The sequence below is a fragment of the Bacteroides sp. GM023 genome (assembly GCF_014750685.1).
GTDB lineage: Bacteria > Bacteroidota > Bacteroidia > Bacteroidales > Bacteroidaceae > Bacteroides.
This window is the reverse complement of sequence record NZ_JAAXGE010000006.1, coordinates 1-21,813: the sequence shown is the minus strand read 5'-3', so window position 1 is coordinate 21,813 and position 21,813 is coordinate 1. Positions and strand designations below refer to the sequence as shown.

The following is a 21,813-nucleotide window of genomic DNA, read 5'->3' as shown; positions in this document are numbered from 1 at the left end:
GGTATAAGTCCGTCAACTATACTTATATCATGAAAATGTAAATATATGAATAAGAAAAACTTTATAATAGGGACTGCTTTGCCTGTCGCATTGTTTTTCTCCATGATTACCTTAGCTCCTGCACTGGGATTCCAGTCTGCTTCGGCCGCTGTTGACGTAGTACAGCAGAAAGGTGTCATAAAAGGAACAGTGGTAGATGCCCAGGGAGAACCGGTTATCGGTGCAAATGTGGTTGCTCAGGGTACTTCTGTAGGTACCATTACCGATATTGACGGTGTATTCAGGCTCAATGTGAATCCCGGCGTAAAATTGAAAATATCTTTTATCGGCTATACGGACCAGACGGTAGTAGCAAAGAATGATATGCGGGTGATTTTGTCAGAAGATGCTACAGCTTTGCAGGAAGTTGAAATCGTAGCTTACGGGGTACAGAAGAAAATCACGATGACTGGAGCTATTGCCAGTGTGAAAAGTGAAGCATTGACTCGTACTTCCGTTGGTTCCGTATCCAATGTGTTGGGAGGTCAGATGACAGGTTTGACTACTGTCCAGTATTCTGGAGAACCGGGTTCGGATGCCGCAAATATCTTTATTCGCGGTAAGGCGACATTTACAAAGGATGGTGCATCGCCGTTGATACAAGTAGATGGTGTGGAACGTAATATGAATGAGGTTGACCCTAATGAAATAGAATCTATAACAATATTGAAAGATGCTTCGGCTACTGCAGTATTTGGTGTGCGTGGTGCGAATGGTGTGGTTTTGATAACTACCAAGCGTGGTAAGGAAGGTAAAGCGAAAATATCATTTACGACGTCTGCATCTATATTGTCACCGACAAAAATGATTGAACAAGCTAATTCTTATCAGTATACTACGTTCTATAACGCAATGAATAAGAATGATGGAGTACAACAAGTATTTAGCGATGCAGTCATTCAAAAATTCAGAGATGGTTCGGATCCTATTCGTTTCCCAAGCATTCAATGGACAGACTATATTATGGGAGATGCTACATTGCAGAGCCAGCATAATATGAACATTTCAGGTGGAACAGACAAAGTACGTTACTTTATTTCAGCCGGTGCTTATACACAAGGCGGTCTGTTCAATGAATTCAGTTTGCCGTATAACATTAGTTATCAATATCGTCGGTTCAATTACCGTAGTAATCTGGATATAGATGTCACCAAGACTACTATGCTATCATTCAATATCAGTGGCAATGTGAATACTTCTGATAAACCGCGTACGAGTCAAGGATCATCAGGTATGGTGAAGAATATCTATTATTCTACTCCGTTCAAAAGTGCAGGATTTGTAAATGATAAATTGGTTTACACTACTCCGGAAACGTATGACGATGGTTTGCAATTACCTTTCGTTGGTGATACCGATCCATTTTCTTATTATGGTGGTGGTAGTACCCAAACCAGTAATAATTCTCTGAGCGCTGACTTGATTCTGGACCAAAAACTGGACTTTCTTACTAAAGGATTGACTTTTAAGTTGAAAGGCTCTTATAACAGTTCATTTACTGTTTATAAGTATGCGTCGGGAGGAACGGAAATGATTTATAACCCTGCATATCTGAGTGATGGGACTGTAGGACTCAAACCGATTGACGGGAGTAAGTACACAGATGTAAGCTACAGTAGTGGGACAGGAAAGGCTCGTGACTGGTATATGGAAGCAGGATTTAATTACAATCGCACTTTCGGTAATCATAGTGTCGGTGCTTTATTGCTTTATAATCAATCGAAATCATATTACGTTTCAGGTCTCTACACAGATATTCCTAGAGGATACGTAGGGTTGGTGGGACGTGTCACCTATGACTGGAAGAACCGTTATATGGCTGAATTCAATATTGGATATAATGGCTCTGAGAACTTTGCGCCTGAAAAGCGTTTTGCGCCTTTCCCTGCTGGTTCTATAGGATGGATCATGAGCGAGGAAAAATGGTTTAAACCGTTGAAACCTTATGTCAGTTTTCTGAAATTACGTGCCAGTTTAGGTTTGGTTGGTAATGATAAGATTGGTGGTGAACGTTTTATGTATACAGCCGATCCTTACAATGTGAATCTGAATAGTCTTGCTAATCGTATCCCGAATAGTAATGATAATGCAAATGCCTGGGGATATGTTTATGGTGTCGATCTCGGTACTGTCAGTATGGGAGCGCGTGAGCTGGCTAAAAATAATGCAGATGTATCATGGGAAAAAGCATTCAAACGTAACTACGGTATTGATATAAACTTCTTTGATGACCGTTTATCAACTACGTTCGAATACTATCGCGAACATCGTTGGGATATTCTGGTACGAGATGGTACTGCACCGGGAATGCTTGGTTTTACTACGCCTTATTCTAATCTTGGAGAAGTGAATAACTGGGGATGGGAACTTTCGTTGAAGTGGAATGATAAAATAGGTAAGAATTTCCGTTATTGGGCGGGTGTAAATCTTTCTTATAATCAGAATGAAATATTGGAAATGAAAGAGTCTCCGAAAGACTATGGTTATCAATATCAGCAAGGTCATCGTATCGGTGCCCGCAGCCAATATGTATTCTGGCGGTATTATGATGAACAAACTCCCGAGTTGTATCAGAAAACGTTCAATCGTCCATTTCCGACACATTCGGTAACACTTCAGAATGGTGATGCTGTTTTTGTAGACTTAAACGGTGACCGTACTATTGACGGCAATGACATGAGTTATGATTACGGATTTACAGATGATCCGGAATATATGATTGGTATAAATTTTGGTTTTGCCTGGAAAAATTGGGAACTTAGTACACAATGGACAGGGGCATGGAACGTCAGCCGTATGATTTCGGATGTATTCCGTCAACCGTTCGTTTCTTCATCGGGTAATACGGCGGGAGGTTTGCTAGCCTATCATTTAGAGAATACATGGACGCCGGATAATCCGTCGCAAAATGCGGAATATCCGCGTGCTACTCAGGTGAATGCTACGAACAACTACGCGACTTCCACTCTGTTTGAGAAGGACTCTAAATATTTGCGACTGAAAACACTTCAGGTGGCATATAACTTCCAGTTCCCGTTGATGAAGAAACTGGGATTGTCTACCTGCCAGTTGGCATTCAGCGGATACAACTTGCTGACCTTCTCTCCTTATCTGTGGGGTGATCCGGAGGCAACGGCAAGTAATGCACCTTCCTATCCGTTGACTAAAACTTATACATTGAGCTTGAAATTAGGATTCTAATTATTTTGAAAGGAAAATAGAATGAAACAAAAATATAAATGGCTTACCGGTGCAGTGATGGGAGTGGCAATCAGTCTCGCTTCAACTTCCTGCGTAGACGAAATAAAATTCGGAAATGCCTTTTTGGATAAAGCTCCGGGTGGTTCTGCTACTATTGATACGGTTTTCAATAGTGCTACATATACGCGGCAATTTTTGAATACTTGTTATAGCCGTCAGTATTATGGATTACCATATGTAAATGACTCATCCGGTGATCTTCCCGATTCGTCCAATCCTTATTTGGGCAAGTTTGAGGCATTGACAGACTGCTGGCAGCTTCATTACACTTCAACCACTATCTATAACAGCTATTATAGTGGTTCGCATACCTCCAATTACGACCTTCGTGGTGATGTATTTGGCTATACCCGGGAGATGGTATGGCAAGTAGTGCGCTGGTGCTGGTTGCTCATTGAAAACATAGACAGGGTGCCGGGGATGGATAATACGGAAAAAAATAAACTGGTGGCGGAAGCTAAATGTCTGATAGCTTCCCGTTACTTCGATATGTTCCGTCATTACGGTGGTCTGCCGCTGATTTATGCTTCCTTTACAGGAACGGAGTCAAGTTATAGTATGCCGCGCGGCACAGTGGAAGCAACTGTGAATTATATGATTAGTTTACTTGACGATGCCATTAATTCCGGTGGATTGGAGTGGTCATATACTGGGGCGGATGCTACTACTGAAACAGGACATTGGACTAAAGCCGGAGCAATGGCTTTGAAATGCAAAATATGGCAGTTTGCTGCTTCACCGTTATTCAATGCCAGCCAGGGTTTTGCCGGTGGTGGTTCCGAGGCTGAACAACAGCATTTGGTATGGTATGGTGGTTATCGTGCCGACCTGTGGAATAACTGTCTGAAAGCTTGCGAAGATTTCTTTAAAGCTGTGGATGCAAATGGAACTTATCGGCTGAATACAGCTTCCGGTACTAATCCTACACCGGCAGAATATCGTTATGCATATCGCATGGGATATATTAAACTGGATAGTCCTGAAGTGTTGCATTCTGTTCGTGTCACCACAACTGACGCATTCAACTCAAGTACATATTGCTGGCATTCATGGAGTGATAATGGGCGTAACTCGTATACACCGACACAGGAATATGTGGAAATGTTTCCATGGAGTGATGGTACTCCCTTCGATTGGGAAGAAACTAAAGCAGCAGGTAGGTCGAATGAAATGTTCCTGACAGGTACATTTAATCAAGGAGAGCAGTTGCTTTCAAACATAGTGTTGACGCGTGATCCACGCTTATATGAATCAGTGATTGTAAATGGACTGCCGGGAAATCTGGGTTGGGGCTCTGTAAGCATGGGAGGAGACCCTTATGAACTTTGGGTAGGTGGTACTCATGCCGGAACAAATTCTCAGAATGAAACGATGAGATATGCCACCGGATATGATAATATGAAATACTATTTGGGTGACAATGATTATTTACGTCAATATACACAATGGGTGGCTCTTCGCCTTTCAGACCTCTATTTGACTTATGCAGAAGCCTTGCTTCAGGCAAATAATGATTTTCGCGGGGCAGTCGAGCAAGTCAACACCGTACGTGCACGGGTTGGGTTATCCGGTTTGGTAGACTGTAATCCGGACAAGAACTTATTGACTGATAAAGATGCTTTGTTGGAGGAAATCCTTCGTGAACGCGCTTGTGAATTAGGAATGGAAGATTCCCGTTTCTTTGATTTGGTACGTTACAAACGTGCCGACCGCTTCGAAAAACGTCTACATGGACTACTGATTTATCGTTTGGGAGAGGATGGCAAACGTATCCTTACTGCATGGAGAGACGGTACAGGCAGCAACAGTAAGAATGGTGGTGCTTTGCAACCTACTAAATTTGAATATGAACCGTTTGAATTGAAGAATCCTGTCCGTCATTGGTGGACTCATGGATTTGATTCGAAGTGGTATCTTTCTCCGTTCCCATTGGCTGAAATCAATAAGGGATATGGACTGGTTCAGAATCCGGGCTGGTGATGAGGCAAGGAAACATGTTTAAACGATATTAGAATAATAATATGAGAAAAAATAAAATTCTGATACTGGCTTTGATGGCTTGTCTGAGCATTCCGGTCGGAGCACAGAACACAGACAATGGTAACATAACAGGTGTTGTTGTTGATAAAAGGGGAAATCCTGTATATGGCGCATCTGTACATGTGGTGGGTGCACCGGATAAAAGGGTGGAAACCGATAAGGATGGTAAGTTTGAAATAGCCGCTGAAGCAGGAAAGAACTTACAAGTTGTGACGGTTGATAAGGGATCGGCTACAGTTGAGATAGAGCCGGGAAAACCGATGATGATTCGGATGGATTATGCAGAACAGACGATTGATGTAGGAGCCAATCGGACGTTCAGTCGTCATGAGTCGACTGCTGCCGTATCCACGGTTTATAATGAAGAACTTAATAAGCGGGCTTCCAAGAATATATCTAATTCTTTATTCGGACAAGGGCTTGGCTTGACAACCCTGCAAAATGCAGGCAATTATGCATCAGTAGAACCTACATTCTATATACGTGGTTTGCAGAGCCTGTCCAGTAGTACACCATTGGTACTGGTTGACGGGTTGGAGCGGGACATGAGTCTTGTGACACCCGAAGAAGTGGAGTCCGTTTCTATATTAAAAGATGCGGCCGCTGTCGCGCTGTATGGATATAAAGGTGTTAACGGTGCGATATTGATTACAACCAAACGCGGTAAGTATAACTCTAAAGAAATAACTTTTACTTACGATCATGTGACAAACTTCCAGTCTCGTCGTCCTAAATTTGTAGACGCAGGCACATATGCTGACGCTGTGAATGAAGCACGTGGCTATGAAGGGTTGAGTGCGCGTTACACTCCCGAAGAAGTGGATGCCTTTCGTAATGGTGCAGGCAGTGGTGGTGCTTCCCGGCTGTATCCTTACATCTACCCTAATGTCAACTGGATGGACGAAACTTTTAAAGATACAGGTATTTCCAATAAATATACGATTGAGTTTCGGGGCGGTGGAGCCAAATTCCGCTATTATACGATGGTCGGTTTGTTGACAGACAAAGGATTCGTGAAAAACCCGAATGAAAATGATGGATATTCCACTCAGAACAAATACTCGAGAGCCAATCTGCGTACGAATCTGGATATTGACCTGACAAGTACAACTAAGTTGAAATTGAATATTCTTGGTACATTATCAGAATCAAGCCGTCCTGGCGCCTCCGTGGATTTGTGGGATATGATTTATTCATTGCCATCAGCAGCTTTTCCAGTGAAACTGGAAGACGGAACATGGGGTGGAAGCACCACATGGGCAGGTACATCAAATCCTATTGCACAATCGCAAGGAGCGTCCTATAGTAAGGGACATACCCGTAACTTGTATGCCGACCTGACTCTGTCGCAAGACTTATCCGGTTTCCTGAAAGGGCTGGGAGCTAACTTCCGTTTATCATACGACAACTATTCGTCTATTTGGGAGAATCATAGCAAGACGTATTCTTACGGTGGGTACACTACCAGTTGGACGGAAAACGGTCCGTTCTATACTTATATTTCCGGTGGTGCTCCAAGTGAAATGTCGAAAGACGCTAATACAAATGATTGGGCACGTCAATTCAATTTTGCCGGTAGTTTGGATTATGGTCGTTCTTTTGGAAAATATGATGTGTATTCTCAGTTGAAGTGGGATTATGAATACCGTGACACTTACGGTTTGAATACAACAGTTTATCGTCAGAATGTTTCATGGTATACTCATTTTGGGTATGACAAACGTTACTATTTGGATCTTGCGTTAGTCGGTTCGCAATCCAGTCTACTGGCTCCGGGACATAAATGGGCTTTTTCGCCGACAGTGTCCGCTGCATGGGTGGTTTCGGAAGAGAACTTTTTAAAGAATGTATCCTGGATTGATTTTCTGAAGTTACGCGCTTCTTTTGGTGTTATTAATGCTGACTATTTGCCTAAAGACGGAGATACAACAGTCAATAATTACTGGGATCAGATATATACTACCACCGGTACAATGTATCGTTTTGATGAAGGTTATGGTTCTGCTTTTGGAAGTACATACATCAGTCGTTTGGCAACAGCTAATTCAACTCATGAAAAGGCATATAAGTATAATGTAGGTATTGACGCCACTCTGTTCAAAGGATTGAACCTGACTTTAGAGGGGTATTATCAGAGACGAAAAGACATTTGGGTAGCTTCCGCAGGACAATATTCAGAGGTATTGGGTATGGATGCTCCGTTTGAGAATGCCGGTATAGTAGATAGCTGGGGAACAGAAATAGGCTTGGACTATACGAAACGAATAGGCGATGTAGTATTCAATATTGGTGGGAACTTTGCATGGAACCGGAATGAAATCAAAGAACAACTGGAAGAGCCTCGTCTATATAACAATCTGGTGCAGACAGGTAATCGGTTGAACCAGGTATATGGTTTGATAGCCGAAGGATTCTTTAAAGATGAAGAAGACATTGCGAACAGTCCTACACAAAATTTCAGTACGGTAGTGCCGGGTGATATCAAATATAGAGACGTAAACGGTGATGGCATCATTGATTCTAATGATCAGACAGCTATTGGATATAGCACTGTTGCACCGGAAATATACTACTCATTTCATTTGGGAGCCGAATGGAAAGGACTTGGTTTTGATGCTATGTTTCAGGGAACTGCCAATTATTCCGCTGTTTTAAATACGAAGAGTATGTTTTGGCCGTTGATAAACAACACTACTCTTTCCAATCATTACTATGAAAACCGTTGGACACCGGAAAACCAGAATGCCAAATATCCGCGTCTAAGTTCACAGAGCAATGCGAACAACTACCAGACCAATACTATTTGGATGGCAGACCGTTCATTCCTGAAACTACGAAATTTAGAGGTGTATTACAAATTCCCTAAAGCTTTACTGCAGAAAACGAAGATACTGGGCAGTGCCAAATTGTACGTTCGTGGAGTGGATTTACTTTGTTTCGACAAGATTGATGTGGTAGACCCGGAATCTTATGGTGCGACAAATCCACTGAACAAGAGTGTGATAGTCGGTTTGACAATTGGTTTTTAATCACTAAAAACAAAGCGAAAGAATGAAACTGAATAAATTAATATATGGCGTCTTGAGTTGCTTTTTCCTCTCTTCCTGTGCGGATAAGATGGATTATAAAGAATACAGTAATTATGATGCGAATTATGTAAAACGAACCTTTGGAGATGTAGGTGGATTGGTTGCCAACATCTATTTAGGCTTGGATACCGATTTCGGAAACTATAGCGGAGCGGTTTTAGGATCGGCAACCGATGAGTCGGAATATGCTTATTCGGGTAACCAAATCGAAGATTTCTATAACGGATCGTGGAGTCCGACAAATGCAAAAAGCAGTATGTGGACTACCTGTTATAATCAGATAGCAAACTGTAACCTCTATCTGGAGGAATTTACGGGATTGACTTTCTCTGATTATGAATTAATCTCGGATTATAAGCAGGAGATGTTCCGTTATAACAACTACCAGTACGAAGTTCGTTTCTTGCGGGCATACTATTATTTCTATCTGGTACGGCAGTATGGAGCTGTTCCTTTCACAGACCATGTATTGACAGCTGCGGAAGTCAATACTCTGGAACGTCGTCCGGCAGAGGAGATTTTTGATTATGTAATCTCTGAGTGTGACGCAATTAAGGATCTGATTGTTGAAGATTATGCGAACTTGGGCGATATGGCTCCTTCGGGAGAATCATTGGAAACGGGACGCGCCAATAAACGGGTCGTTCTGGCATTGAAAGCACGTGCTGCCCTGTATGCCGCAAGTCCTTTGTTCAATACCAATAATGATGTGGAATTATGGCATCGTGCAGCTCTCGCCAATAAGGAATTGATTAATGCTTGTGAGTCTGCAAAGATGAAATTGATTGATGACTATTCTTCATTGTGGAGTAAGGACAGTTATTCCGATGCACTTGATGAATTGATTTTCGGACGTCGTGCCACAAGAACTACTAATTCCTTTGAGGGTTATAACTTCCCGATAGGATTGGAAAACTGTAAAGGTGGAAACTGTCCTACCCAAACATTGGTAGATGCTTATGAAATGCAGGCCACAGGATTACGACCGGACGAAACGACAGGCTATGATTCAAGTCTGCCATATTACGATGGACGTGACCCGCGTTTCTATCTGACTATTGCTAAAAACGGAGACGAGAAATGGCCGAACTGGAATACCACTCCTTTGCAAACTTATCAGGGTGGAGTGAATGCAGAACCATTGAGTGGTGCTACACCGACAAGTTATTATTTGAAGAAGTATTGTCAGACAGCCGTTGACTTACGTTCCAGTACTGCGTCTACAACTTATCATACATGGATTACTTTCCGTTTGGGAGAATTCTATTTGAACTATGCGGAAGCGTTATTCAAATATCTGGAATTGAGTGGTACGGAAAAGGCTGCTGATGTTACTACAGATGAGTTTACAATGTCTGCCAGGGCTGCTGTTAAAAAGGTGCGTGACCGTGCCAAAATGCCGGGATTTCCTACAGGCATGGGTAATGACGCTTTCTGGAAGAAATATCAGAACGAACGTATGGTAGAACTGGCTTTCGAAGGACATCGTTTTTGGGATGTGCGTCGTTGGAAAGAAGGCGACAAGCATTTTAAGAGCATTACTGAGATGAAAATCACTAAGAATTCGGATACATATACATACACCCGTAAAGTTGTCAACCGCCAATGGGACGACAAAATGTATTTCTTCCCGATTCCTCAAAGTGAAAGGTCGAAGAATCCTAATTTAGCACAGAATCCGGGATGGTAATCTATCTCGGATTCCGGAAAAAGGAATGCTTATGTAAAAGAATTGTTTATAGAATAAAAAACGGAGAAATGAAGAAATATTATATACTATTGGGACTATTCAGTTTGCTGGCAGTAGTTGCCTGCTCGGACAATGATCCCGTTGTTGAAGTAAATGATGGCAATCAGACAGAGGAGGAACTTCCCCCTCTGCCAACTGAAGTTATAACCGGAAGCCGTGCAATGTGGGTTAGTTATGACCCTACGCCGAATGCTGATGCTAATAACTCTTCAGGTATATCATCTGCATTGATTAGCTGGAGATTGCTGAAGACTGATCCGTCTAATGTCGCATTTGATATTTATAAGTCTGTAGATGGTGGAGTAGAAGAAAAATTGAATGAAAATCCGATATCGAACGCTACTTCCTGGTCCGATGCTGATATTGACGCTACAAAAACGAATCTATATCGTGTCACTCTCACCGATCAGACAGAAACTCTTTGTGAGTTTACTTTTGCTCCGGAGATGGCAACGAAATTTTATCGTGAGATCTCATTGAATATGAACGTGCCCGATGCATCGGTAACCTACTCACCGGACGATATACAGGTCGGTGATCTGGATGGAGACGGTGAATTGGAAATCGTGGTGAAGAGAGAACCTTATGATGGAGCGAATCAAGGAGTGTGGTTTAATGGTACCACTTTGTTGGAAGCATATAAGATGGATGGAACTTTCTTGTGGCAAATAGACATGGGTATCAATATTCGTTCAGGCTCGCACTATACTTCTTATATTTTGTATGACTTTGATGGTGACGGCTTGTGTGAGATTGCCTTCCGTTCTTCTGAAGGAACAAAATTTGCTGATGGAAAGATTATTACCGATGCTTATGGTAAAGTGAATGATTACCGTATTCGTCAGTCGGATGCCAAAGGTTGGTATTCAGGGGCGGCTATCCAACGCGATCAGAATGATGCTTCTACGGCTACCACTTGTGGCTTAATCATGGAAGGCCCTGAATATATTTCTATTTGCAGAGGTTATGATGGACGTGAAATTACTCGTATCGACAATATACCACGTGGTGGAGAAGGCTCAAAAACGTCACGTGCAAAATATTGGAGTGAATATTGGGGCGACGATTTCGGAAACCGTATGGATCGTTTTTTCATTGGCGTCGCTTATTTGGATGGTATTCCGGATGAGACAACCGGAATAAGAACCAGCAATCCCAGTTTGATTATTAGTAGAGGTATCTATCATAACTGGCAGGTATGGGCACTTGATTTGAAAGGAAGTGAATTAGTTCCACGCTGGAAATTTGATACGGCAAATCATTCATCAAAATGGCTGTCTATGTGTTCGCATTGTTTCCGTGTAGCCGACTTGGATGGTGATGGCAAAGATGAAATATTATATGGCTCGGCTGCCATTGATCATGATGGAAGTGAATTGTGGTGCACTGGAAACGGCCATGGTGACTGTTTATATGTAGGGAAATTTATAAAAGATCGTTCCGGATTACAGATTGTCGCTTCATTTGAAGAACCGAGCAATTATAACGGTCAGGGACATGGTTATGCATGTCAAGTCATTGACGCAAGAGATGGTAGTTTGATTACTGGTCATGGGGCGGGTTCGACTACTGATGTTGGTCGTTGTATTGTAGCAGATATTGACCCGGATAGCCCGGACTTTGAATACTGGTCTTCTTTGAATTCAGGAGTATATAGTTGTAATGACGGCAGATTGGTTTCCAGTACATATCCTACCGGTATTGGTAGTGGAATTATGTATAATGTGGCTATTTATTGGAGCGGACAACCTACCAGAGAAATGTTAGACCGTGCTTGTGTTGTGAGTTATAAGCAAAATCCGGATGTTAACAAGACGAATAAGAATCGTTTAGTATATTTTGGAGCTTACGGTAGTAGTGATGGAAATCACAGTTCTAAATATAATCCTTGTTATTACGGTGACTTTTTAGGAGATTATCGTGAAGAAGTGATTATGGGCTCGAGTGATGGCAAGTCTCTTTACATCTTCTCCACCAACCACCCGACTGAATTCCGTCTTCCTCACTTGCTGACAGATCACAACTATGATATGTCACAAGCTATGCAGAATATGGGATACAACCAAGGAACCAATTTAGGTTATTATGTCGGTGCGGAAACTTTGAAGAAAGCAGAGGTGAAAAAGGTTTCAGAATAATTAAGCACTCATTTGATAAAAGTTTGTTGAAAGAGGGCAATTCGGCTGTCGTGCCGAATTGTCCTTTTTTTGTGTCTGAATGAATCGGCATGAACATGAACGAATAGCCATGGAAATGGATGATATTCTATTCCGTTATGAACAACCACTTCTTACCTTTGCAAAGTAAGATAGCTTATTTACGTATGAAGAACATTTTTACTCTTTTGTTCCTGTTTATTATTTGTGGAACAAATACGAACGCACAAGCCAATAAAGTTTCCGGACTCAATGCTCGTCAGTTTCATAAATACTGGAAAGTAGAGTCGGAATTTCCCGATTATAAAGTGACATTTGTTGGTGATACAGCCGAAATTCTCTCTCCGAAAGGACTCACACTTTGGCGGAAAGAAAAGATGAGTGGACGGGTGACCATTGAATACGACGCGTGCGTCGTTGTAGAAAGGGAAGGAGATCGCCTGAGTGATCTGAATTGCTTTTGGATGGCTTCGGATCCTGAATATCCCGATAATATATGGAAGCGGGAGAAGTGGCGTAACGGAATCTTTCTGAATTGTTATTCTTTGCAGCTTTATTATATGGGATATGGTGGAAATTACAACTCCACTACGCGCTTTCGTCGTTATGATGGCAATGAGGCAGGTATTACAGATTCACAAGTCCGTCCTACTGTTTTGAAAGAATATACGGATGCCGGACATTTGCTGAAAGCAAATCATTGGTATCACATCAAGATAACCAATGAGAATAATAGGGTTAGTTATTACATAGATGGTGAGCGATTGGTGGACTTCTGCGATGCCGAACCTCTGACGGAAGGTTGGTTCGGCTTTCGCACCACCTTATCCCGTACTCGTATTACAAATTTCCATTATGAGAGTTTACCACAAAGTTCTTCTACAATTCCCTTGCGCTGGATTGGAGATACTCCCGAACAAGATAAAGCGGTAAGTTTTGGAGTCCCTTTTGATGAGGGAGAAGTCTTTCCTGACACTCCATTACAATTAAAGACTATGGATGATACGGAAATTCCCGTTGATACATGGACATTGGCATATTGGCCGGATGGTTCTGTGAAGTGGAGCGGTGTTGCCGGTATTATTCCCGCCGGAACAAAAACATTGACGTTAGGGAAAGCGGAGAAGAAAACAAAGCCTAAAGACGTCCGACAGAAAGCATCTTCTATTTCTATCATTGAAACGTCTGAAAATATTAAGATAGAGACTGGAGTACTATCTGCATTTATCCCGCGGCATGGAGAATTTCTGATTGACAGCCTGCTGTATAAAGGAACTAAAGTAGGAGAGAAGGCACGACTTGTATGCAGTACCCAAAGTGAACCGATTCTTGAAAATACTTCGCAGATATCCTTTGCCCACTATACAAGCGAAATAAAAGCTGTCAGCGTAGAACGTTTCGGTTCAGTGCGTGCACTAGTCAAGTTGGAAGGTGTGCACAGAAGAAGGGATAAAGAGAACTCAAAAGATAGCCATGAAGAGATTCGTGAATGGCTTCCTTACGTCATTCGTCTCTACTTCTACGCGGGGAGCGAACAAATAAAAATGGTACATAGCTTTATGTATGACGGAGAGCAGAATAAGGACTTCATCCGTAGTTTAGGAATCCGTTTCGATGTGCCTATGCGTGAAACTTTATATAATCGTCACGTCGCCTTTTCCTGTGCCGATGGCGGAGTGTGGAGCGAGCCGGTACAACCCTTAGTCGGTCGTCGCGTACTGACTTTAGACAATGAAACTTCCCTGCAACAGCAACAGATGGAAGGCAAACGCATTCCTGCCTATGAAAGATTTGACGGGAAAAACCGTGAACTGCTTGATAATTGGGCTTCATGGAATGATTACCGCCTGTCCCAACTCACAGCCGATGCTTTTTCAATTCGCAAACGTGCCAATAATGACAATTCCTGGATAGGAACTTTTTCCGGCACTCGTAGTGAAGGATACGTTTTTGTCGGCGATGTCACAGGCGGACTGGGACTTTGCCTGCATGATTTTTGGCAATCTTATCCGTCTTCGATTGAAATATCCGATGCGCGAACCCCGACTGCCACGCTTACTGCCTGGTTATGGAGCCCTGAAGCAGAACCTATGGATTTGCGCCATTATGATAATGTACCTCATGGACTGAATGCCAGTTATGAAGATGTCCAGGAAGGAATGAGCACTCCTTATGGAATCGCTCGTACAACTACATTCACACTCGTACCACAAAGTGGTTATGCCGGAAAGAAAGCTTTTGCAGACTATGCCAAACAGCTTTCTGCCCCAAGTGTACTAATGCCGACCCCGAAGTATCTACACGACCGCCAGGCTTTCGGAATATGGAGCCTTCCCGACCGTAGTACTCCCTTCCGTACCCGTGTGGAAGACCGTTTGGAAGCCTACATCGACTTTTATCAGAAAGCCATCGAACAGAATAAATGGTACGGCTTTTGGAATTACGGTGACGTGATGCATGCTTATGACCCCGTCCGTCATACTTGGCTTTATGACGTTGGCGGTTTTGCTTGGGACAATACGGAACTAGCTTCGAATATGTGGCTTTGGTATAGCTTCCTGCGTACCGGACGTGCTGATATTTGGCGAATGGCCGAAGCTATGACTCGCCATACGGCCGAAGTGGATGTCTACCACACCGGCGTGAATGCCGGACTGGGTAGCCGTCATAATGTGAGCCATTGGGGCTGTGGCGCCAAAGAAGCAAGAATCAGCCAGTCTGCCTGGAATCGTTTCTATTACTATCTCACTACCGACGAACGCAGTGGAGACTTAATGACCGAAGTCAAAGATGCCGACCATAAACTCTATGAACTAGACCCCATGCGTTTGGCTCAACCACGAAGTGAATATCCTTGTACCGCCCCCGCCCGTTTGCGCATCGGCCCCGACTGGCTGGCATATGCAGGCAATTGGATGACAGAGTGGGAGCGTACAGGTAATACCGCCTACCGTGATAAAATCATAGCAGGAATGAAGAGTATATCCGCCCTGCCCAATCGACTTTTCACCGGGCCTAAAGCCTTGGGATTTGATCCGGCAACAGGTATCATCACGACTGAATGTGACCCGAAACTGGAGACAACCAACCACCTAATGACCATTATGGGCGGATTTGAAATAGCCAATGAAATGATGCGCATGATTGATATCCCTGAATGGAAAAATGCGTGGCTTGACCACGCCGCCCGTTATAAAAAGAAGGCGTGGGAACTTAGTCACAGTCGTTTTCGTGTATCCCGCCTGATGGCATATGCAGCTTATCATCTGCGTGACAGACAAATGGCAAAAGAAGCCTGGACAGATTTATTTACCCGTTTGGAACATACGCCCGCACCACCTTTCCGCATCACGACCCTGCTTCCACCGGAAGTTCCGGCTCCGTTGGAGGAATGTATCAGTATCAGTACGAATGATGCCGCCCTTTGGAGTTTGGATGCTATTTATATGCAGGAAGTGATTCCGGTGGATGATTGATGCCCGATTTATTCTTTCATCTTCTTTCTCCACCTCTGAAACCCTCTCATCAAACTTTCCTCTTCCACCAACTCCACCATATTATACTTTTCCACGAACTCATGCACTGCCTTAATGTACATTACCCCATTTTTGAACTTCTTTTCCAGTAAAAATGAGTAGAGATCCGCTTTCATTTCCACTTCGATTTCTTTTTCTATAATAGAGATGCTATCCTGACCGTAGTAATTATAAACTTCGGGATTTTTGCCAATCCTTGGACTGGGGAGAACGAAAGTGATATTTCCTGTCTCTTTCCAGGAGACGCCTTGCGGATGAGGAACGGATAATTGGTGTAAGAAGTGATAAATGAGTGTGAAGTGGGAGAGGTGGATGGGAATGGGTAGCCTTGAAAGTGGATTATTGCAGGGTTGGAATTCTGAACTTTGTCCGTACCGGACATACATATACCTCGCCAGATATGGCTTAATGGCAAACGTAACTGTAACCATGGGATTTGAATTTTTAAATTGTTGAAATTTGTTGTATACTGATTGCCACTTGAAGCGGCAGATTCCGTCGTGTTTGTTAGAGAAAATCCCATGGGTACGGGGACGGAATTCTAATTCAGTAAGAAGTTGAAATTCAAATGGTTACAGATGTCGGTTTTCCTTTAAAACCAACGGGCCGTTCCTTTAAAAGGAACGACCCGTTGCACACCGAGGAACGACCTCTTTCTTTTAAAGGAACGGGCGGCTCCTTAAAATCCATACTGCAAAACTATACGTAATATTCTGATTTTTCAAAGAGTATTCCAATGTGAAAATAATATTTATGTATCTAAATATTACTATTATTATACCTGTTTGATTTACGCGCATATACACAGCTTTTTTGTAATTAAAATAGAATGAATATATGAATATATAATTTAACTATATTTATACTACAAGTATTCTTATACTTGCAAAACCTTTTATCCTATTCCTTGTTTTTTTTGATAAATGATTCCGATAAATAAAGTGAACGTTGTAACTTTACGCTTTATTCGCGCTTGCGAGGGGCAATCTGGGGATTTTAATAATGTACAAATAATAGAAAAAAGAAAAGAATATGACAACATCAGTTAAACTTATGCTGAATAAAGGCAGGAGGTTGAATAATGGCACTTATCCTTTGGTGTTTCAGGTGATACATAATAGGAAAAAGAGACTATTATATACCGGATTCCGGGTAAAAGAGGAATCATTCAATGAGTTGAAAGAAAAGATTATTGATGATGCGGATGCCGTACTAACTGCTACGGACATCACAAAGATGAATCGTGAACTGCGGAAAATGAGAAGTATGATTCACATACGGATTCAGCGGCTTGAACGGACAACGGAATCTTTTACGGTGGAAGATGTATTGATACAATGCACTCATAAGAGCGTAAGGCAACAATTTTACATGCTGCGCTATATTGATACGCAAATTGAACGGAAAAAGGCGCTGAAGAAAGAGGGGACGGCTGCGGCATATAAAAGCACCCGTTCATCGTTGGCTAAGTTTCTTGACGGTTCGGATATCCGGATGTCAGCGATTGATTTGCGTTTTATCCGGCGATATGAGGATTTTCTGTATAATAGCGGGGTTGGCGCAAATACGGTGAGCTATTATTTGCGGAATTTGCGGACTCTTTATAATCAGGCTGTGATAGATGGTTATCGTCCCAACGGAGAATACCCCTTTGTGAAGGCGCAGACGCGTCCGGCTAAAACAGTGAAGCGTGCCCTGAGCCGTGAAGACCTCCAAACTCTGGCGACTCTCAAACTGGAGGATGCTCCTGAACTGAAGTTTGCCTGCGACCTGTATTTGTTTAGCTTCTATGCCCAGGGAATGGCCTTTGTAGATATTGTCCTCTTGAAGAAATCCGATATTTATAATGGTGTGCTGACCTATTCCCGGCATAAGTCCAAACAGTTCATTCGCATTGCCGTAACCCCTCAGATGCAGGAGTTGATGGATAAGTATGAAACAGAAGGAGAATATGTATTTCCGATTATCCGTGATAACTCTTCTTCGGAATATGCGCAGTACCGTTTGGCATTGGGGCGTATAAACCGGCATCTGAAAAGAATAGCTGCTATGATTGATGTCAACATACCTTTGACCACTTATACCGCCCGACATACCTGGGCTACCCTTGCCCGTGACTGTGGTGCGCCGGTTTCCGTGATTAGTGCAGGGTTGGGACACACATCAGAAGAAATGACCCGTATTTATCTGAAGGAATTCGACGTGTCCCAACTTGATAAAGTGAATAGTATAGTGACCAATTTGTTCTAAAAGTCTGAATTTTTATACTATAATTCCTAATAAAATATTGTGAGTATTAATATTTTATATATATTTGCAGTATTGTAATCTATTCCGTAATAGAGAGTCGCATAAAAAGTCTCTATTGATTTATCAACTTTCACGCTGCAAAGTAAGCTTATTTTTTTTCATATTAATTGCACTAAAGTCCAAAAATTTGTTCATTTTGTACAAATGGGGGAAAACACTTGCTAATTTGTTTCATTATTAGCCTGGTAGCGCTTGATTATTTGTTTGGGAGTACATCCGAAATGGTGTTTGCAGTAACGACCAAAATAACCTTGTGACTCAAATCCCAGTTCTTCAATCACATCTTTTATACATATTCCCGGTTCAGTCAGTTTTTTCAGAATCAGTTGGTTTCTTTGTTTCAGCATCCATTGCTTAGCGGTCATTCCGAAGACTTCAGTGAATCTTGCAAAAAAACAGCTTCTCCCCAGATTGGACAGAGATATAAGTTGCTCAATATTATTCACTTTAGTGTAGTTGTCTATGACAAAATCTTTGAATTCAACTCCTTTTCCAATAATGGGATAAAACAACGTTGCAATTTCTTCTTTCTCATAAAATCCGCGTAGCAGAAAGAAAAACTCCCGTTGCATCAGTTTATGCAGATGCGAACAATTCATGCCATTACTCATACAGTGGGTCAGTACTTCTAAAAAGGGAGTCAGCGGATAACGTATCTTTATTGGCTCGAAATTATATTCTATCTCTTTGCAAATGTTTGATAATAAATGTAATGCGAGCTTGTCGCAGCTATTTTCGGGTACATCGAAAAACATTGAAAGTAGAGTTGCCCCTTTTGGGGCAACCCCTTTAAATAATGAAGAACGCGGAATCAGTATCATATCTCCTGTCTGAAATGACTTGTTTTGAAATTGATTGTAGTCTATGATAAAGTCACCTTTGAGAAAGAATAACAGATAGTTTTTATTTGTATTGTCTTCTCCAAACTCCGTGTTTTCAGTAAATTCAATAAATTTAAATCCGGTTTCGATAGTTGTCATATAGTTTTGGCATGACAGATGCTCTTCAATGTATAATAACTCGCTTTCCATATGTTTTGTTTTTATGAATATAATTATTTAAATTGTTTGATCTGTGCGATTTTATTTGTTTCACAATTGTTTCAGTATCTATTTTCCTAATAAATTAAATATCTGCTTTTTATTCAAATATAGTTTTTTTTATTTCTATCTAATGATTCTGAAACATTCACTTTGTTTGCTTTTCTGCTATAATACTTTGATATTCAGTTGTATGTATATGTTTTACTTATACTATTCTCTATTACGGAATAGAGAATGATTAAAAACAGGAAATATGCACTATATCCACACATACGTGAACCGGAAACACCAGATAGAACCGGAACAGACAGAATATTGGAAAAGCTTTTTATATAATATAAAGAGATACATGAGAATCAATACGATATTAATACTATCTTTTGCAATGTTATTTTTCGCATTGCCTATTTTTGCACAAGGCAAAATCGGTATCAAAACCAACCTACTCTACGGTGTGGGAACGCTTACCCCTAATTTAGGTGCGGAGGTCGGGTTGTCTCCCCATTGGGGACTAGATATTTCAGTAGGTTACAATCCCTGGACATTTTCCGGCAATAAAAAGATGAAGCATCTTTTTATCCGTCCCGAAGTACGCTACTGGCTCTGCGAACGTTTTAACGGTCATTTTTTCGGTGTTCATTTGTCGGGTGGCTCCTTTAACATTGGTGGTATTCCATTTCCCGGTCTGAACGATAAGTTTCGCTATGAAGGATACGCGGCAGGTGCAGGGCTGACTTACGGCTACCAGTGGATGATAGGGCGGAGGTGGAATTTGGAAGCCTCATTGGGGCTGGGTTATATGTATGCCCGTTACGACAAGTTCGAATGCGCCGCCTGTGGCAAGAAACTCGAATCCAATCATACAAAAGGCTTCTTTACACCTACCCGGGCGGGTATTTCCGTAATTTATCTTATTAAGTAATTCTCTTCCTTTATCTATGACAAATATGAAATCAAGAATAATTCTTTCCCTTATAGGGTTACTGTTTCTGGCGTCAGGTCAGGTACATGCCCGGAAAGCGGATATCCGGATCATCGACTCCCATATTTACTTTGCAGACGACAGCGTGCATGTACGGCTTGTGCTGAAAGCGATCGAACTATCTTCCAACTACCGTATGGACCTTACCCCTGCCATCCGCAAAGGGGCAGAAGAAGTGCTGCTGCCTGTTGTTCGTATTGCAGGAAACAGGAACCGCCGTTCACAGGAACGCAGGGAGCTTTTATCACGTACTGCGCCGGCTGACGCGCCGCTTGCCATTCAGGCTTCCGACACCCTGTTTTATGAAGCCACATTGCCCTATGAGCCGTGGATGAATCATGCTTCACTACATATCAATAACCGCTTAAGCGGTTGTTGCAGTTCGGTGATGCTCTCCCCGGCACTGGTAACCGGCGACTTGGCGCTTGTCATTCCTGAATCCGAACCAAACTCCGAACCGGAAGACTCCGTTGTAGTTCCCGTTCCCGTTCCGGTGCTTTCTCCTACAAGATTACTCGCACAGGAAGAGGGATTTGTCCGCCCCGCGGAAATGTATGAAGCCGATAAACAGACTGCAAATTATTACTGTGACCCGAATGCCCTGCGTGTATTCTTCCGACAGGGGTGTGCAGAGATAGATACCGCCTTTAAGGACAATACCGCCACGCTGAACCGCCTGAGCAGGGTACTACGTGTGATGACACAGGACAGCGCCGTCCATATCACCCGCCTGGTGATAGTAGGTTATGCCTCTATCGAAGGCACCTTGCAATATAACACCTACCTGGCAGGCAAACGTGCGAACACGCTGCGGGAGTACACCATAGCACGCGGCGTGCCGGAGTCAAACGTGGAAATCATCAACATGGGTGAAGGTTGGGACGAACTGCGCGATATGGTCGCCCGCCAGGACAATGTGCCTTACCGTGAAGAGATCCTGCGTATCATCGACACGGTTCCCGTGCTCAAGGGGAGAGAGAAGCTGCTGATGGAGCTACGCAGAGGTGTTCCCTACCGCTGGATGCTGGAACACCTCTTTCCCAACCAGCGCAACGCAGGCTACGTGAAAATATATTTTGAGGACAATTAATTAATTATTTATTAAAAAAAACATTTTATGAAACAAGTAAAGAATCTATTTCTTACGGCACTGGCGGCATTTGCCTTTGCCGGGTGTGGCAACAATGACGAAACTGTCGGGAAAGATACTCCTGACACTGTTCCCGCAGGTGTAGAGACATACGCATCATTCAGCTTCAAGATGGAGGGCAACAACAAGTCCCGTGCTGCCATGACGGACGATACGGGTGTGGATGAAACGTCTCTTGCCGATGGTCGGTTATTGATTTTCGACAACGTGACGGGCATACTGCTAAACAACGAGGAGTTTGGCTCCGGTAACCTCACCATAAAGACCACATCCGGTGCCAGACGTATCTACATTGTCACGGGTACGAAAGATAAGGCAAATTTAACCGACCTCGGCGGATTGACAGCCAATGTTTCAACGTTGACGGATTTTTACCGTAAGATGGCAGGCGACAAGTACACCGGATTGCCCGAAAACGATACCGATATGAACGATGCATTCAAGCAGTTGATAGAAA

At 42.6% G+C, this 21,813-nt stretch carries 12 protein-coding genes; 10 read left to right on the top strand and 2 right to left on the bottom strand.

Annotated elements, in window-relative coordinates:
* Positions 1-45: 45 nt before the first annotated feature.
* From HC965_RS13930 to HC965_RS13905, 6 genes are all read left to right on the top strand, one after another.
* The gene (locus HC965_RS13930) at positions 46-3,240 is read left to right on the top strand and encodes a TonB-dependent receptor (protein ID WP_191032034.1); all 3,195 of its coding nucleotides are present in this window, start codon (positions 46-48) and stop codon (positions 3,238-3,240) included.
* A gap of 21 nt (positions 3,241-3,261) precedes the next feature.
* The gene (locus tag HC965_RS13925; protein WP_191032033.1) at positions 3,262-5,280 is read left to right on the top strand and encodes a RagB/SusD family nutrient uptake outer membrane protein; all 2,019 of its coding nucleotides are present in this window, start codon (positions 3,262-3,264) and stop codon (positions 5,278-5,280) included.
* A 41-nt stretch (positions 5,281-5,321) separates the two neighbouring features.
* Positions 5,322-8,369 (top strand): SusC/RagA family TonB-linked outer membrane protein, encoded by a 3,048-nt coding sequence (locus HC965_RS13920; RefSeq protein ID WP_191032032.1) that lies wholly within the window; start codon positions 5,322-5,324, stop codon positions 8,367-8,369.
* Between the two features lie 22 nt (positions 8,370-8,391).
* Entirely contained in the window at positions 8,392-10,119 is a 1,728-nt protein-coding gene (locus HC965_RS13915; RefSeq protein ID WP_191032031.1) for a RagB/SusD family nutrient uptake outer membrane protein, read from the top strand.
* 68 nt (positions 10,120-10,187) lie between these two features.
* Positions 10,188-12,317 carry a hypothetical protein gene (locus HC965_RS13910; protein WP_191032030.1) on the top strand — a complete coding sequence of 710 codons (2,130 nt, stop codon included), beginning with the start codon at positions 10,188-10,190 and terminating at the stop codon, positions 12,315-12,317.
* Positions 12,318-12,502: 185 nt separating this feature from the next.
* Positions 12,503-15,811, top strand: a complete 3,309-nt coding sequence (locus HC965_RS13905) for a DUF6250 domain-containing protein (RefSeq protein WP_191032029.1) — start codon at positions 12,503-12,505, stop codon at positions 15,809-15,811.
* 8 nt (positions 15,812-15,819) lie between these two features.
* Here HC965_RS13905 and HC965_RS13900 read toward each other — a convergent pair whose 3' ends face one another.
* Positions 15,820-16,302, bottom strand: coding sequence for a hypothetical protein (locus HC965_RS13900; RefSeq protein WP_191032028.1), 483 nt, complete (start codon positions 16,300-16,302; stop codon positions 15,820-15,822).
* A 601-nt stretch (positions 16,303-16,903) separates the two neighbouring features.
* On the opposite strand from HC965_RS13900, the gene HC965_RS13895 reads away from it, so the two are divergent.
* Positions 16,904-18,121, top strand: a complete 1,218-nt coding sequence (locus HC965_RS13895; protein WP_191032027.1) for a site-specific integrase — start codon at positions 16,904-16,906, stop codon at positions 18,119-18,121.
* Between the two features lie 221 nt (positions 18,122-18,342).
* Here the strand turns inward: HC965_RS13895 and HC965_RS13890 are convergent, their stop codons facing one another.
* Entirely contained in the window at positions 18,343-19,227 is an 885-nt protein-coding gene (locus HC965_RS13890; RefSeq protein WP_191032307.1) for an AraC family transcriptional regulator, read from the bottom strand.
* Between the two features lie 346 nt (positions 19,228-19,573).
* Between HC965_RS13890 and HC965_RS13885 the strand changes: the two genes are divergently transcribed.
* The 3 genes from HC965_RS13885 to HC965_RS13875 all read left to right on the top strand — a co-directional run.
* Positions 19,574-20,146 carry a DUF3575 domain-containing protein gene (locus HC965_RS13885; RefSeq protein ID WP_191032306.1) on the top strand — a complete coding sequence of 191 codons (573 nt, stop codon included), beginning with the start codon at positions 19,574-19,576 and terminating at the stop codon, positions 20,144-20,146.
* Between the two features lie 160 nt (positions 20,147-20,306).
* Complete coding sequence (locus HC965_RS13880) at positions 20,307-21,296, top strand: OmpA family protein (RefSeq protein WP_370539981.1); 990 nt, start codon at positions 20,307-20,309, stop codon at positions 21,294-21,296.
* Positions 21,297-21,323: 27 nt separating this feature from the next.
* Positions 21,324-21,813: hypothetical protein (locus tag HC965_RS13875; protein WP_191032025.1), on the top strand; the 490-nt coding region annotated here is incomplete at its 3' end.